Raw genomic sequence first — 14344 nt, 5'->3', positions numbered from 1 at the left:
GACGCCGGATCAGCGCTTCGGTCGTCCCCCCGACGCCGTCCAGGGTCCAGGGTGGAGGCATGACGACGACCCACGGGGCGCCCGCCCTGCCGGCTGCGGCCTCCGGCGAGCGACCGGCCGTGCAGGTGCGCGGTCTGGTCAAGCGGTACGGGGGGCGGGCCGTCGTCGACGGCGTCGACCTCGACGTGCGGCGGGGCGAGGTGTTCGCGCTGCTGGGCCCGAACGGGGCGGGCAAGACCACGACGGTCGAGATCCTGGCCGGGCTCCGGCGGCGGGACGGCGGATCGCTCGAGGTGCTGGGGGAGGACCCGGCCGGTGCCGACCGGCGCTGGCGGGACCGCGTCGGTGTGGTGGGGCAGAGCACCGGCGCCGGCGATGCGCTGACCGTCCGGGAGACCGTCGACCACTACGCGCGCTACCACGCGACCCCGCAGGACAGCGCGGAGCTGCTCGACGCCGTCGGCCTGGAGGGGACGGCGCGCACGCGCGTCGACCGGCTCTCCGGCGGGCAGCGGCGGCGGCTCGAGGTCGCGCTGGGCGTGCAAGGGCGGCCGGAGCTGCTCTTCCTCGACGAGCCCACGACCGGGCTCGACCCGGCCGCCCGACGGCAGTTCTGGACGCTGATCGAGGGGCTGCGGGACCGCGGCACCACCGTCCTGCTGACCACCCACTACCTCGACGAGGCCGCGCACCTGGCCGACCGCGTCGGGGTGATCGCGGGCGGCCGGCTGGTGGAGGTCGCCGCGCCCGGGGCGCTCGGTGCCGGGCTGCGGCAGGAGGCCACCGTGCGCTGGACCGAGGACGGCGCCGCCCGCGAGGTCGTCACCCGCGAGCCCTCCGCCGTCCTGCGCGACCTCCTGGCCGCGGCACCGACCGGGGAGATCCCCGACCTCAGCGTGACCCGACCCGGCCTGGAGGACGTCTACCTCCGGCTCGTCTCCGAGGGAGCGTCCCGATGACCGACCTGCTGCCGTCCCCGCCGCCGGCCACCCGCCGCCCGGCCCCGCCGGGCGCCCTCTCGATCGGGTGGGCCCGGGTGGCCCTGGAGCTGCGGCTGTTCGTCCGCGACCCCGGCCAGCTGGTGTTCTCGTTCGCCTACCCGGTCGTGATGCTGGTGATCTTCGGGTCGATCTTCGCCGACCGCGAGGTGGCGCCGGGCGTGGACTTCCGGCAGTACTTCCTCGCCGGGATCGCCGCGACCGGGATCATGCTCACCAGCTTCCAGGCCGTCGGCCTCGCGATCACCGAGGAGCGCGACCGGGGCGACCTGGTGCGGCTGCAGACGCTCGGCACCCCGCCGCTGGCGTACGGGATCGGCAAGGCCGGTCAGGTGGTGCTCACCACCGCCGTCCAGCTGACCGTGCTGCTGGTCGTGGCGGCGACGGTCTACGACGTGCCGATGCCCGACGACGCCGGCCGCTGGCTGACCTTCGCCTGGGTGGCGGTGCTGGGCGTCCTCGCCGGCACGGTCCTCGGCATCGCGGTGTCGTCGTTCGTGGGCAGCGCGCGGGCGGCGGGCACGGGCATCCCGGCGGTCGCGATCGTCCTGCAGTTCTTCTCCGGCGTCTTCTTCGTGTTCTCGGAGCTACCCGGCTGGATGCAGCAGCTCGCCGCGGTGTTCCCGCTCAAGTGGATGACCCAGGGCATGCGCTCGGTCTTCCTGCCCGACGCCGCGAAGGCCGCGGAGCCCGCAGGCAGCTGGGAGCACGGGACCACTGCCGCGGTGCTGGCCGCTTGGGTGATCATCGGCGTCGTGGTCTGCGCCCGGAGCTTCCGCTGGCGGCGGAACGCCGGATGAGCCTGCGCAGCCGGCTCGGCGCCGCCTTCCTCCCCCCGCCGGACGAGGACGACGGGGCCGAACCGCTGTCCGAGCGCGGGTGGCAGGCGACCGTCGTCGGGATGCACGTCATCTCGGCGGCGCTGTGGGCGCTGGCCGTGGCGACGGCGGTCGCCGACCACGACGGGAGCCGACTGGTCGCCGTCCTCGCGGTGCTGGCGGCGTTCGCGCTGGCGTACCTGCTGGCCGGTGCGCCGGCGCTGACCGGCAGCGCACCGGTGCGCGCGGTCGGCTACCTCACGGTCCTCGTCGCCGGGTTCTGCGCGCTCGGGTTCCTGGCGCCGGGGCTGTTCTTCCTGCTGTTCCTCGCCTACCCGCAGGTGTGGTTCGTCGTCCACGGCCGGATGACCGGGGTGGCGTGGACGGTGCTGCTGGCGGTCGCCACCGCGGTCGGCCCGCTGGTGCGCGCGGTCTCCGGCGAGCTCGCCCGCGACGTGCTGCTGCAGACCTGCGTCAGCCTGCTGTTCAGCCTGGCGCTGGGGTTGTGGGTCAGCCGGGTGCTGCACCAGAGTGCCCACCGCGCCGAGCTCATCGAGCAGCTCGAGCGCACCCGGGCGCAGCTGGCGGGGGCCGAGCGCGAGCGCGGTGTGCTGACCGAGCGGGAGCGGCTGGCGCAGGAGGTGCACGACACGCTCGCGCAGGGCTACACGAGCATCGTCGTCCTGGCGCAGACCGCGGCCGCGCAGCTCGCCACCGACCCGGTGGCCGCCCGCGAGCGGCTGACGCTGATCGAGGAGGTGGCGCGGGAGAACCTCGCCGAGGCACGCGCCATGGTGGCCGCCTTCCGGCCGGTGGCCCTGGACGGCTCGACCCTGGTCGAGGCGCTGGCGCGCCTGGCCGACCGGTTCGGGCGGGAGACCGGCCTGCCGGTGCGCGTGGACACGGCCGCGCTGGACGGCGGGCTGGAGCTGCGCCGGGACGAGGAGGTCGTGCTGCTGCGCGGGGCACAGGAGGCGCTGACCAACGTGCGGCGGCACGCGGCGGCGCGGGCGGTGGTGATCCGGGTGTCCGTGGTCGGCGGCGAGGGGGTGCGGCAGGTGTCGGTGCACGTGGAGGACGACGGCGTCGGCTTCGACCCGTCCCGCGCGCGGGGATCCGGCATCGAGGGGCTGCGCGACCGGGTGTCGTCGGTGGGCGGGGAGGTCGACGTCGCCTCGGCTCCCGGTGCGGGCACGCGGGTGACGGTGCGGGTGCCCGCGTCGTGACCGGCGACGGCGTCATCCGGGTGGCGGTGGTCGACGACCACCCGGTGGTCCGCGGCGGCCTGGTCGGGTGGCTGGACGCGCAGCCGGACCTGTCCGTGGTCGGCGAGGCGGGCGACGGCACGGAGGCGCTCGCGCTGGTCGCCGAGCAGGAGCCGGACGTCGTCCTCATGGACCTGCGCATGCCGCGGATGGACGGCGTCGCGGCCACGGTCCGGATCGCGGCGGAGCATCCCGCGGTGCGGGTGCTGGTGCTCACCACCTACGACACCGACGCCGACATCGTGCGGGCGGTCGAGGCGGGGGCCACCGGCTACCTGCTCAAGGACACGCCCCTGCCGCGGCTGGCCGACGCGGTGCGCGCCGCGGCCCGCGGCGAGACGGTCCTGGCGCCGCCGGTGGCCGCCCGGCTGGTGTCCCGGATGCGGGTGCCGGCCGTCGAGGCGCCGACCGCGCGGGAGCTGGAGGTGCTGGCCGGGGTGGCGCAGGGGCTGACCAACGCGGAGATCGGCCGGCAGCTGTTCATCGGGGAGGCGACGGTCAAGACGCACCTGCTGCGGGTCTTCGCCAAGCTCGGGGTCGACGACCGCACCCGGGCGGTGCTGGTGGCCGTGGAGCGCGGGCTGCTCCCCGGGCCCGGAGGGGCTGCCGGTCCCCGCTGATGCCGCCGCCGACCTGCACTTGTGGAGTCCTGCTAGGCGTCTGACCTGGGGTTTCGGGTTGTCGACGACTGCCCGCCCCGGTAGTCTTCGATCATGTGTTCGACCGCTGCGAGGGGCGCGCTGGACCGGCTGGGGTCCGCGCTGGACGACCTCGCGGGTGAGGACCTGTCGGGCCGGTTCGGGCCTCAGTTGCTGGACCGGCTCACCGGCTTGCTCACGGCGCAGAACCGGCTGGCGGCGCAGGTGGCCCGCACGGTGCGCGAGTGCGAGGTCGCCCAGGCGCCGGAGCGGGACGGGTTGGCGTCGATGGCCTCCTGGCTGCGCGGGCACGGCAAGCTCTCGCCGGCCGCGGCGTCCCGGGTGGTGCGCACCGGGCGGGCGCTGGCCGAGCTTCCGGCAGTGGCGGAGGCCTTCGACCGGGGTGCGGTGACCGCCGAGCAGGTGGCGTTGATCGCCCCGGTCGCCGCACCGGGGAACGTGGCCGCCGCTGACGCCCAGCAGGTCGACCTCGCCGGGGTCGACGCAACCCTGGCCGAGGTCGCCGCGAGTCGCCCGCACGCCGAACTCCGCCAGGTCGTGGACCACTACCTCACCCGGCTGGACCCCGACGGCCCCGAGCCCGATCCGACCGAGGGCCGGTCGCTGGTGTTCACCACCCACGCCGACGGCAGCGTCGGGTTCCGCGGCGAACTGGACGCTGTCGGCGGGGAGAAGCTGCAGGCCGCGGTCGAGTCGATCGTGCAGGCCACCCGCCCCGCCGGGGACACCCGCACCCGCGCCCAGCAGTCCGCCGACGCCCTGGTGCAGCTCGCCGACAACGCCCTCGCCGCCGGCACCCTTCCGGTCCTGCGGACGGTCAAGCCGCAGGTGGTCGTGCGGATCGACCTGGCCGACCTGGTCGACCCGGCCACCGGACCGGGCGCGGCGACCACCGGGTTCGGGGCCACCATCTCCGCCGCCCGCGCCCGCTGGATCGCGTGCGACGGCAACGTCTCCCGGATCGTCATCGGCCCCGACGGGGAGCTCCTGGACCTGGGCCGCCGACACCGGGTGGTGCCGCCGCCGCTGCGCCGCGCGGTCGAGTACCGCGACCGGGGATGCGTGTTCACCGGCTGCGACGCCCCGGCCTCCTGGTGCGACGTCCATCACCTGGTGCACTGGGTCGATGACGGTCCGACGTCGCTGGAGAACTCGGCCCTCCTGTGCGAACGGCATCACACCAAGGTCCACCACGGCTTCCGCATCGAGCGGGATACCAGCGGCCGGTGGCACACCTACCGGCCCGACGGCACCGAGATCCTCACCCTCCCCCGCATCAGCGGGGATCCCGAACGGTCGCGGACGGGCTGATCGGTGCCGCCCGCGCGCGCCGATCGGCGGTGCCCGCACGCGCGCCTGGACTACGGGAAGCGCGGCACGCTGACCCGGTCCAGCAGGGAGGACCGGGGTATCGGGACGCCCACGACGGCCGGCCTCCCGTGGCTCGCGGCCGGGGCCACGGTCGGGGCGGGCACGGTAGGGGCGGGCACGGCCGGGCGGCCGAAGTGCCAGCCCTGCCCGTAGTCGACCCCGAGTGCGCGGAGAGCGTCCGCCTCCGCGGCCGTCTCGACGCCTTCGGCCACGACGCGTGCCCGCAGGCCGCGGGCGAAGTCGACCAGGGAGCGGATCAGGACGGTCCGCACCGGATCGGTGTCCAGGCCGCTCACGATGCTGCGGTCGATCTTGAGGACGTCGGGCGACGTGACGACGATGTGCCGCAGCGAGGAGAAGCCGGCGCCGACGTCGTCGATGGCCAGCCGCAGCCCGGCGGCGCGGAAGGGGGCAAGCGCCGCGGCGAGCGCGTCGTAGTCGTCCACCGGGTCGTGCTCGGAGAGCTCGAGCAGCACCCGGTCGAGGGGGAGCTCGGAGAGGAGCTCGGCGCACTCCGGCGTCAGCAGGGTGCCGGGGGAGACGTTCATGGCGACGTACCCGTCGGCGTCGGCCAGCAGGTCGGCGGCGCGGCGCAGGGCCAGCAGCTCCAGCTGGTCGCCCAGGCCCACGCTGTGCGCGTCGGCGAACACCACGTCCGGCGCCTGCTCCCACGCGGCAGGGAAGCGGCTGAGCGCCTCGGCGCCGACGCGGACGCCGGTGGCGAGGTCGACGATCGGCTGCAGCGCGACCACCGGCCCACCGCCGGCGACGAGGGGCAGCAGCCGCCCCTCGATGCCGGTGCGCCGCCCCTCCTCCTTCACCTGCGGCTCGATGATCACCGAGGCGGCCGACGCGAGCACGTCCATCAGCGCCTTGTCCCGCTTGGTGAGATCCTTGTCCGAGGTGAGGCCGGCGGCGCAGAAGGTGCCGTAGAGGGTGCCGTCCGACAGGGTCACCGGCACCGACACGTAGCTGCGGATCCGCGGCATCCGGGCGGCCGGCAGCTTCATCGCCTCGGGAAAGTCCTTCAGGTTCGGGATCACCGCGGGCAGCTTCTTGTCCAGGATCGCCTGGCACAGCGTCGTCTCCTGCACCTGGGTGACGCCCTCCTGGAACAGGAAGGGCACCGAGGACTCCACGACCTCCAGGTGCTGCGTCGTCCCGTCGAGCCGGGACAGGAACGCCACGGACAGCCGTAGCGACTTCTTCGCCGTGCGCAGCAGATCGGCGATCTGCTGCTCGGCGTCCGTGCGGTGCTTGCCCACTCTGCGTCCCTTCGAGAAGTCCACCTCCCTCGTCGGCCCGGACCGGGCGGAACTGGAGCGCCGACCTCATCCGGACGGGGGACCGGACGTCAGCCGGTGCGACGGTCCGCGAGGGTGCCCAGCCAGGTCGTGAAGACGGGGGAGATGCTCCGGCTCAGCCGCTCGTAGCCGCGGGCCGACGGGTGGGCGCCGTCCCCGGAGGCGACGTCCGCCAGCCACTCGTCGTCGAGGCCGGCGGCGAGCTCGACGAACGGCAGGCTCCGCCGGCCGCAGCGGTCGGCCATGGCGGCGGAGAGGGCGGTGATGCGGCGGTTCTGCTCCGCGTCGGCGACCAGGGTGGGGCCGACGACGAGGAGCGGCCACCCCTCGGCGCCGGCCTGATCGGCGACGAGGTCCACCGCGCCGAGCGTCCCGGCCTCGGGCACCCGGCGCCGTCCGCCCTCGACGGTGGTGTCGTTCACCCCGACGGCGAGCACGACGCCGCACCCGTCGCCGTGACGGAGCCGGGGCGCGGCCTCGGCCATCCACCGGGCGGCGACCTCCGGGGCGGTCTCCCGCCGGACGCCGAGGTTGTAGCCGGTCAGGTCCGTGCCGGCCCCGCGGGCGGCGACCACGAGCCGTCCCACCCAGCCCAGCGCGGCGTCATCACCGACCCCGGCGGTCAGCGAGTCGCCGAGGAAGCACACGCGGAGATCGGGCGGCGGCATGGGGGGCAACCTAGCGACGCCTAGGCTGGACCCCCGTGAGCCTCACCATCGGGATCGTCGGCCTGCCCAACGTCGGCAAGTCGACCCTCTTCAACGCCCTGACCAAGAACGACGTGCTGGCGGCGAACTACCCGTTCGCGACGATCGAGCCGAACGTCGGTGTGGTGGGTGTGCCCGACGAGCGGCTCGCGAAGCTGGCCGAGATCTTCGGCAGCCAGAAGATCATCCCGGCGACGGTGTCCTTCGTCGACATCGCCGGCATCGTCCGCGGCGCCAGCGAGGGGCAGGGGCTGGGCAACAAGTTCCTGGCCAACATCCGCGAGAGCGACGCGATCTGCCAGGTGATCCGGGTCTTCACCGACCCCGACGTCGTGCACGTCGACGGCAAGGTCAGCCCGGCCGACGACATCGAGACGATCAACACCGAGCTCCTGCTGGCCGACCTGCAGACGCTGGAGAAGGCGATCCCGCGGCTGGAGAAGGAGATGCGCAAGGACAAGGAGCGCGCCGCCCTGCACGCGGCCGCCGTCCAGGCGCAGGAGGTGCTGAACGAGGGGAAGACCCTCTTCGCCGCCGGCATCGACCCGGCGCCGCTGCGCGAGCTCGGCCTCATGACGACCAAGCCGTTCCTCTACGTCTTCAACGTGGACGCCGACGAGCTGGCGAACACCGAGGTGCTCGACGAGCTGCGGGCGCTGGTCGCCCCGGCGGAGGCGATCTTCCTCGACGCGCAGACCGAGTCGGAGCTGATCGAGCTGCCGGCCGACGAGGCCGCCGAGCTGCTCGAGTCGATCGGCCAGAACGAGCCGGGCCTGGACCAGCTGGCGAGGGTCGGCTTCCGCACGCTCGGGCTGCAGACCTACCTGACCGCCGGCCCCAAGGAGTCGCGGGCCTGGACCATCCCGGTCGGCGCCACCGCCCCGCAGGCCGCCGGGGTCATCCACACCGACTTCCAGCGCGGCTTCATCAAGGCCGAGATCGTCTCCTTCGGCCAGCTGGTCGAGGCCGGCTCCATGGCCGAGGCCAAGTCCAAGGGCTGGGTCCGCATGGAGGGCAAGGAGTACGTCATGGCCGACGGCGACGTCGTGGAGTTCCGCTTCAACGTGTGATCTGTCCTATTCCTCCAGGTCAGCCGCCTGCAGTGGTCCTCCAGGCAACACCCTGTCAACAGGATCTTGCGTTCCAGGCCCGCGCGCGGACCAAATCGCGCACCTCGGGCAGCCCGGGAGGACCGGCCCGGCCCAAGGACGCGGAGCGTTCATCGCTCATGTGTGACGAGATATCTGTGAGCCGTTGCGATGTCGCAGGTACCCGTGGTCAGCGCCGCGGGTGAGATGTGCTGGAGGTCGCCAGTGACCCGTCAGCGTTCTCCTGTACTGCTCCGGTCGACCTCCGGTTCGCAGGACTCGACGAGCATCGCCAGCGCGGCGGTGCACCAGCGGTGGCCGACGGTGTTCGGGTGCGGTGGCTGATCGCCTTCTCCGGTGAACATCCAGCCGCCGTCCCGGCTCTGCGCGGCAAGATGTGCGGCCAGCATCTCGACCAGTCCGGGTGTCATCACGTGCCGATCGCCGTGAACCTCACATGGACTGGCCTGGCGCGCTGCGGCTGCCCCGGCGTAGCAGCGCTGTCGCGCGGCCGATCACGCTGGCCCTTCGCCGCGCGGGCGCTGTTCCGGCGGCAGTGCTGAATCTCGTTGGACGTCATCTCGACCCTGGTGAGGCCGAGCCCGGAGTCTGAGCTCGCTGACCAGCACGCCGGCGACGATGAGTGCGGCGCCGACGATGGCGAGGCCGGGCAGTCGGTCGCCGGCGAGGCGACCGATGACGCCGCCCCACACCGGCTCGCCGGCGTAGATGACCGTCGCCCGGGTCGGTGACACCGACTGCTGCGCCCAGTTCATGGTGATCTGGATGAGGCAGCTGGCGGCCCCGAGACCGAGCGCGGCGGCGATCCAGAGCCATGAGAAGGAGGGGACGGCCTCGCCCACGACCGGCATCATCGCGACCGACAGGGCGCCGCCGACGAGCAGCTGCACCACCGTGATCCGGCCGAGGTCGACGGTGCCGGCGAACAGGCCGATGAGGACGATCTCCGCTGCGATGGCGGCGGTGCTGACCAGCGTCAGCACCTCGCCGGTGCTCAGCGTCAGCCCCGCCGAACCGGGGTCGGCCAGCAGGAGCAGCCCGGTGAAGGCGAGCGCCACCCCGGCCCAGGCCGCGGGCTTGGGCGCGCGGCGGAACACCGCCCACTGCAGCAGTGGCACGAGCGGGACGTAGAGCGCGGTGAGGAACGCCGAGGTGCTGCTGGGAATCGTCTGCAGCCCGACGGTCTGCAGCGCATAGCCGAGGAAGATCGTCACGCCGATCGCCGCGCCGGCACCCAGCTCGCGCCGCGTGAGCCCGGTCAGCGTGTGCCGGAAGACGACCAGGCTGATCGCGCCGGCGGCGAGGAAGCGTAGGCCGACGAAGAGCAGCGGCCCGCCGTGCTGCATGGCGAGGTGGACGACGAGGAACGTCGCGCCCCAAACCGCGGTGACGGCGATCAGCGCCAACTCCTGCCGGCTGAACCGGATACCCCACCGGGGACGACGCCTCGTGTGCAACATTCAACTCACCCCTCGGCCGGCCAGGCGCGCCACAGAATGTCGTGGGCGTCGCCCCAGGGGTGGATCAGCACGGGGCATCTCCGTCGGGGAGGGTGAGCAGCCGGCGGTGGAAGGTGGCTTCCGGGCTGAGGGCGAGCAGGCTCTCGGTGAGCGCGTCGGCCGCGGCGTGCGCGTCGTCATCGGTGAGCGGCTCGAGCACGTCGAGGATGAAGACGGCACTGGTGGTGGCGGTGGTGATGCCGGTGCGGGTGCACTGCCGCCAGTTCCAGCGGCGGCAGGTGACGCCGACGTCGTCGCGCCAGACGACCTCGCCGACCTCCGGGTGCTCGACGACCGCCTCGCCGCCGGCGATGGTGTCGAACGGCTCGGTGCCGTCGGCACGGACGAGTCGCGGCGGGCTGGCGTAGGCGGCGCGGTCCTCCCCACCGAAGGGCAGCATGGAGCCGATGGAGACGGCGTTGTAGACGTCGGTGATCCGGTCGATGCGCGGCAGCCCGGCGGGGTCGAGCCGGCGCATCAGCGCCTCCACGCTCGGCCGGGTGCGCTGCGGCTTGGCACCGAAGGACCGGTAGGCCTCCCGCCACGCGGCAAGATGCGGCAACTCCTCGGGCCGGCGCCCGTCGAGCCGCTCCCGCGCGGTGTCCTCGGCAGCGGCGAGAACCCGCTCGCTGACCGCATCGCTCGGGCCGCCCTGCAGGCCGTCGGCGGTCAGCAGCACCACCCGGTAGTCCGGCCGCAGCGCGAACACCGCGTCGTCGACGGTGGCGGCGGCGAGCCACTGCTGGGGGTCGGTCATCAACGGCTCCCGGTGACGTGGGGCTGGAACACTGTGAGGGCGAAGCGGGCGGGGCCGGCGGCGTCGGCGGGGGTGGCGTAGCCGTGGGCGACGTCGCCGGCGAAGGCCGCGGAGTCGCCCACTGTCAGCCGCTCGGTGCGGTCGCCGACGCGCAGGTCCACGGCGCCCTCCAGGACGAGCAGCAGTTCCCGGGTGCCGGCGCTGTGCGCCTCGCTGGTGTTCGCATCGCCCGGCTGCAGCGTCCAGTCCCACAGCTCGACGACGTCGGGTGGCGCGGTTCCGGCGACCAGCAGCGCCTGCCCGCCGTGGTCGCCGTGCCACAGCACCGGCGCCCGCCCGGCCGCCGTCACGGTGAGGGCATGCGGGCGTTCGACGTCGACCAGCACCGGCAGCCCGACACCGAGGGCGTCACTGATCCGCAGCAGCGTGGCGATGCTGGGGTTGCCTTCGCCGTGCTCGATGGTGATGACCATGCGGCGGCTGACGCCAGAGCGGTCGGCCAGCTCGTCGAGGGTCCAGCCGCGGGCGGTCCGGTGCTGCCGCACCCGCTGCCCGATCTGCTCGTTGACCGCGACCACTTCGGCCGTCATCTGGGCCGCCTCCCTTGCGTCATCCCCGCCGCACCCGGCTACGCTGCCTCCTAGAGTGCAACATAGTGCATCAGGAGGTGCGGTGATGGCTGTGCAGGGGCACCGGTCGAGCGACGCGGGGCTGCGGTTGGAGACCCGGCTGGCGGTTCTCGGCCGCGGGGGCTCCGAGCCGGGACGGCCGTTGAACGTCCCCATCATCCCGGCGTCGAACTTCCGCGCCGCACCGGACGGCGGCGCCGGCCGGGAGTACTCCCGCGACGACGGAACCCCCGGCTGGGAGGCGCTCGAGGAGCTGGTCGGTGACCTGGAGGGTGGCCCGGCGGTCGCCTTCTCCTCCGGGATGGCCGCGATCGCCGCGGTGCTCGAGTTGCTGCCGGTCGGCGCCCGGGTGGTCGCACCCCGGGACAGCTACACCGGACTGCGCGCCCTGCTCGCCGATGGTGCTGCGGCCGGCGGTCGCTGGCAGGTGCGCACCGCCGACATGACCGACGCCGAAGCGCTCGCCGCCGCGGTCGCCGACTCCGACCTGGTGTGGCTGGAGACGCCGAGCAACCCGCTGCTGGACGTCGTCGACATCGCCGAGGTCGCCACGGCCGCCCGGGCGGCCGGTGCCCTCGTCGCGGTCGACAACACCTTCGCCACCCCGCTGCTGCAGAACCCGCTGTCCCTCGGCGCGGACTTCGTGGTGCACAGCGCGACCAAGTCCATCGGTGGCCACTCCGACCTGCTGCTGGGCCTGGTGGTGTGCCGCCGCGACGAGGACCGGGCACGGCTGAGCCGGCGCCGCGAGGTCGCCGGGGCCACACCCGGCGCACTGGAGGCCTTCCTCGCCCTGCGCGGTGCCCGCACCCTGGCTGTCCGGCTGCGACAGGAGCAGGAGACCGCCGGCGAACTCGCCCGCCGACTGGCGGCACATCCGGCGGTCGGCCGGGTGCGCTACCCGGGCCTGCCCGACGACCCGAACCACACCCGCGCCGCCGAGCAGATGCGCGGCTTCGGGACGGTGCTCAGCTTCGAGCTGGCCGACGCCGGCACCGCCGATGCCGTCTGTGCCGCTCTGCGCGTCATCTCGCACGCCACCAGCCTCGGCGGGGTGGAGTCGACCATCGAGCGGCGGGCGAAGCTCCCCGGCCAGGAGCACGTCCCTGCCGGCCTGCTGCGCCTGAGCGTGGGCTGCGAGCACGTCGAGGACCTGTGGACCGACCTGCACACCGCCCTTGAGGCCCCCGCCGCGGAAGCCCCCGCCGCGTCCACCGTCCGTTCGACAGTTCCCGCCGGGAGTCACCCGTGATCGACACGGACCTGCCGACCGCGCCGGCGACCAGCCCGCTGGCCCGCGGGTTCGCCGCCTGCCTGGCCGCGGTCACCGAGGTACCGGTGACCGACCTGCCACTGCCCGCCGGTGACCTGCCCCAGGCTCTCGGCGCGTGGCGGTCGTGGCTGGCCGGGCGAGGGTTCGGCCTGGTGCCCATCGCCGACCCCACCGCCTTCCAGTGGGCCGGGTGGTGGCTGGCGGTCGTCCAGACCACTGACACGGAGGCCGCCACGGTGGCCTTCGGGACACCGCCGGGCATCGTGCTCAGCCCGCAGGACCCCGCCCTCCTCGGTCAGCCGACCGCGGAGCTGCCCATCACCGCCGCCTACGCCGTCGCTTCCCTCGACCCGGTGCTGCCCGCAGCGACGGCGACGCCCGATCTGCACGGCACGGTCGAGGGCCTGGCGGTCGCTCCCGCGGCCGAGGCCGAGATGCGGCTGCTCGAGGTCGCCTCCGCCCGCGCCGGCCGCGGCCTCGACGGTGACCGCTACGCCGCCGGCGCCGGCACTTTCAGCCCTCGCGCCGGCCACCGGCCCGGCTACGACCTGACACTGATGGCCGCCGAGGTCCTCGACGAGCTCATCGCCGCCGGGCACGCCGTCGACTTCGCCGCCACCCGCCGCAACGTGCTCACCCGCGGCATCGACGTCAACGCCCTCGTCGGCCACACCTTCCACATCGGCGACGTGCTCTGCGCAGGCCGACGGCTGTGCGAGCCCTGCGTCCACCTGGACCGGCTCAGCGGGCCCGGCCTGCTCCGGCCACTCATCCACAAGGGCGGACTCCGGGTCGACGTCCTCACCGACGGCGAGATCCGCCTCGGAACACCGATCCGGCCCGCCTGACCCGGCTGGAGCCGCCCGTGTCCGACGGGACCGCGTTCGCCGTCGTCGACGCGTTCCCGACCGAGCACCCGTTCTCGGGCAACCTGGCCGGTGTGCTGCTCGACGAGTTGCCCGATCCCGGCTGGATGCAGGGCGTGGCGGACGAGCTGGCACAAGCAACAAGAATCCCAACTCTGGTCGTCGCCCACCAACGACGCCCGACCATGAGGCGCTGGTCAGTGGCACGTTTCGGTCGTAGTCAGAGCCGTCCGATCACGCTGGCGACGTTCCGCTTCAACGTGTGAGCTCCGGCGGGGCTCATCGCGGACCCGGTTGCCGTAGCCGGTGCCGTCGACACCGGAACAGCCGCCGACTGCGCTCGCCGACCGTCGGAACGGTCGGGCGGGTGCGCAGTCGGCGACCTCGGCTCAGGTGGGTCAGTCGCCGGTCTTGGTGACGCCGAACATCAGCACGCGACGCTCGACGTCGTAGTGCACCGTGCTGGTGTTGCTGAGCAGGTCCTGCAGGTTGTCGGCGTCGTCGGGGTCCAGGGTGAGCACCTCTTCCCAGGCGCCCTGGTCGAGCACCAGCTGCAGGGTGTACGTCCCGGGCTTGCCGGGCTCCCCGGCGGTCCAGCTGAACTGGTAGTGGCTGAGCTGGCGGACCTTGATGCTGTTGTCGGTGACCGGTTGGGGTACCTCGGGCATGACGTCTCCTTGGCTGCGTGAGGTGCTCGGGTCGTCGAGCCCCCGGCCCATACCCGGTGTGCGCCGGTTCACCACCGGCCGGCGCCGCAGCCAGGTCGCCGGTCCGGTGGAACAGTTGCCTACAGGAGCTGGTTCTCCCTGCCGATGTGTCCGGCAGCCCGGATGTCCGGTGGTCACGCCGGGACGACCAGTCGGAACCGATGACCGAGGAGACCTGATGGACTACCTGCGACAGCTGCAGGCGGAACGGCCGCTGCTCTTCGGACTCCTGCTCCTGGTGGGCTTCCTGGTCGCCTTCCAGCTGGCGATCTTCGTCATCCAGCTGCTCGTCGGACCCTTCGGGCTCCCGGGCTGGGCGCCTCTCGTGATCCTGGTCGGCGGCCTCGTCCTCATCGCCCGCCGGCAGCAGCGCTAGCGGGGA

17 protein-coding genes are annotated in these 14344 nt (G+C 73.6%); 10 read left to right on the top strand and 7 right to left on the bottom strand.

Annotated elements, in window-relative coordinates:
* The first annotated feature begins 59 nt into the window (after positions 1 to 59).
* The 5 genes from O2W17_RS05555 (at position 60) to O2W17_RS05535 (ending at position 5051) form a co-directional block, all read left to right on the top strand.
* Positions 60 to 959: an ABC transporter ATP-binding protein gene (locus O2W17_RS05555; protein WP_269191399.1), complete on the top strand. Its 900-nt coding sequence runs from the start codon at positions 60 to 62 to the stop codon at positions 957 to 959.
* Complete coding sequence (locus O2W17_RS05550) at positions 956 to 1798, top strand: ABC transporter permease (RefSeq protein WP_269191398.1); 843 nt, start codon at positions 956 to 958, stop codon at positions 1796 to 1798. The genes O2W17_RS05555 and O2W17_RS05550 overlap by 4 nt, the downstream gene beginning before the upstream one ends.
* Complete coding sequence (locus O2W17_RS05545; protein ID WP_269191397.1) at positions 1795 to 3042, top strand: sensor histidine kinase; 1248 nt, start codon at positions 1795 to 1797, stop codon at positions 3040 to 3042. The genes O2W17_RS05550 and O2W17_RS05545 overlap by 4 nt, the downstream gene beginning before the upstream one ends.
* Positions 3039 to 3701: a response regulator gene (locus tag O2W17_RS05540; protein ID WP_269191396.1), complete on the top strand. Its 663-nt coding sequence runs from the start codon at positions 3039 to 3041 to the stop codon at positions 3699 to 3701. The genes O2W17_RS05545 and O2W17_RS05540 overlap by 4 nt, the downstream gene beginning before the upstream one ends.
* A gap of 93 nt (positions 3702 to 3794) precedes the next feature.
* Positions 3795 to 5051 carry an HNH endonuclease signature motif containing protein gene (locus O2W17_RS05535; RefSeq protein ID WP_331254272.1) on the top strand — a complete coding sequence of 419 codons (1257 nt, stop codon included), beginning with the start codon at positions 3795 to 3797 and terminating at the stop codon, positions 5049 to 5051.
* A gap of 50 nt (positions 5052 to 5101) precedes the next feature.
* Here the strand turns inward: O2W17_RS05535 and O2W17_RS05530 are convergent, their stop codons facing one another.
* Positions 5102 to 6400, bottom strand: a complete 1299-nt coding sequence (locus O2W17_RS05530) for a sensor domain-containing phosphodiesterase (protein ID WP_269191395.1) — start codon at positions 6398 to 6400, stop codon at positions 5102 to 5104.
* A gap of 65 nt (positions 6401 to 6465) precedes the next feature.
* Positions 6466 to 7083: a GDSL-type esterase/lipase family protein gene (locus O2W17_RS05525; RefSeq protein ID WP_269191394.1), complete on the bottom strand. Its 618-nt coding sequence runs from the start codon at positions 7081 to 7083 to the stop codon at positions 6466 to 6468.
* A 35-nt stretch (positions 7084 to 7118) separates the two neighbouring features.
* Between O2W17_RS05525 and ychF the strand changes: the two genes are divergently transcribed.
* On the top strand, positions 7119 to 8192 hold the full coding sequence (gene ychF, locus O2W17_RS05520; protein WP_269191393.1) for a redox-regulated ATPase YchF: 1074 nt from the start codon (positions 7119 to 7121) through the stop codon (positions 8190 to 8192).
* Positions 8193 to 8443: 251 nt separating this feature from the next.
* On the opposite strand, the gene O2W17_RS05515 is transcribed toward ychF, so the two are convergent.
* The 4 genes from O2W17_RS05515 to O2W17_RS05500 form a co-directional block, all read right to left on the bottom strand.
* Positions 8444 to 8644: a hypothetical protein gene (locus O2W17_RS05515; RefSeq protein ID WP_269191392.1), complete on the bottom strand. Its 201-nt coding sequence runs from the start codon at positions 8642 to 8644 to the stop codon at positions 8444 to 8446.
* Between the two features lie 81 nt (positions 8645 to 8725).
* The gene (locus tag O2W17_RS05510) at positions 8726 to 9691 is read right to left on the bottom strand and encodes a DMT family transporter (protein WP_269191391.1); all 966 of its coding nucleotides are present in this window, start codon (positions 9689 to 9691) and stop codon (positions 8726 to 8728) included.
* A gap of 64 nt (positions 9692 to 9755) precedes the next feature.
* Entirely contained in the window at positions 9756 to 10487 is a 732-nt protein-coding gene (locus O2W17_RS05505; RefSeq protein WP_269191390.1) for a B3/B4 domain-containing protein, read from the bottom strand.
* Complete coding sequence (locus tag O2W17_RS05500; RefSeq protein ID WP_269191389.1) at positions 10487 to 11077, bottom strand: helix-turn-helix domain-containing protein; 591 nt, start codon at positions 11075 to 11077, stop codon at positions 10487 to 10489. Before O2W17_RS05500 ends, O2W17_RS05505 begins: the two co-directional genes overlap by 1 nt.
* Before the next feature lie 85 nt (positions 11078 to 11162).
* Between O2W17_RS05500 and O2W17_RS05495 the strand changes: the two genes are divergently transcribed.
* Genes O2W17_RS05495 through O2W17_RS05485 form a run of 3 tightly spaced genes read left to right on the top strand, consistent with a single transcriptional unit; the run spans position 11163 to position 13521 of the window.
* On the top strand, positions 11163 to 12368 hold the full coding sequence (locus tag O2W17_RS05495) for a trans-sulfuration enzyme family protein (protein ID WP_269192047.1): 1206 nt from the start codon (positions 11163 to 11165) through the stop codon (positions 12366 to 12368).
* Complete coding sequence (locus O2W17_RS05490) at positions 12365 to 13237, top strand: MOSC domain-containing protein (protein ID WP_269191388.1); 873 nt, start codon at positions 12365 to 12367, stop codon at positions 13235 to 13237. Before O2W17_RS05495 ends, O2W17_RS05490 begins: the two co-directional genes overlap by 4 nt.
* 17 nt (positions 13238 to 13254) lie before the next feature.
* Positions 13255 to 13521, top strand: a complete 267-nt coding sequence (locus tag O2W17_RS05485) for a hypothetical protein (RefSeq protein ID WP_269191387.1) — start codon at positions 13255 to 13257, stop codon at positions 13519 to 13521.
* A gap of 132 nt (positions 13522 to 13653) precedes the next feature.
* Here the strand turns inward: O2W17_RS05485 and O2W17_RS05480 are convergent, their stop codons facing one another.
* Positions 13654 to 13923, bottom strand: a complete 270-nt coding sequence (locus tag O2W17_RS05480; RefSeq protein WP_269191386.1) for a hypothetical protein — start codon at positions 13921 to 13923, stop codon at positions 13654 to 13656.
* Between the two features lie 217 nt (positions 13924 to 14140).
* Here O2W17_RS05480 and O2W17_RS05475 point away from each other — a divergent pair, with 217 nt between their 5' ends.
* A complete protein-coding gene (locus O2W17_RS05475) occupies positions 14141 to 14338 on the top strand; it encodes a hypothetical protein (protein ID WP_269191385.1) in 198 nt (65 codons plus the stop codon).
* Positions 14339 to 14344: the final 6 nt, after the last annotated feature.

It is taken from the genome of Blastococcus sp. VKM Ac-2987 (genome assembly GCF_026967805.1).
Classification (GTDB): Bacteria; Actinomycetota; Actinomycetes; order Mycobacteriales; family Geodermatophilaceae; genus Blastococcus.
The sequence above is the reverse complement of the archived record's forward strand: the minus strand, read 5'-3'. Positions and strand labels throughout refer to the sequence as shown.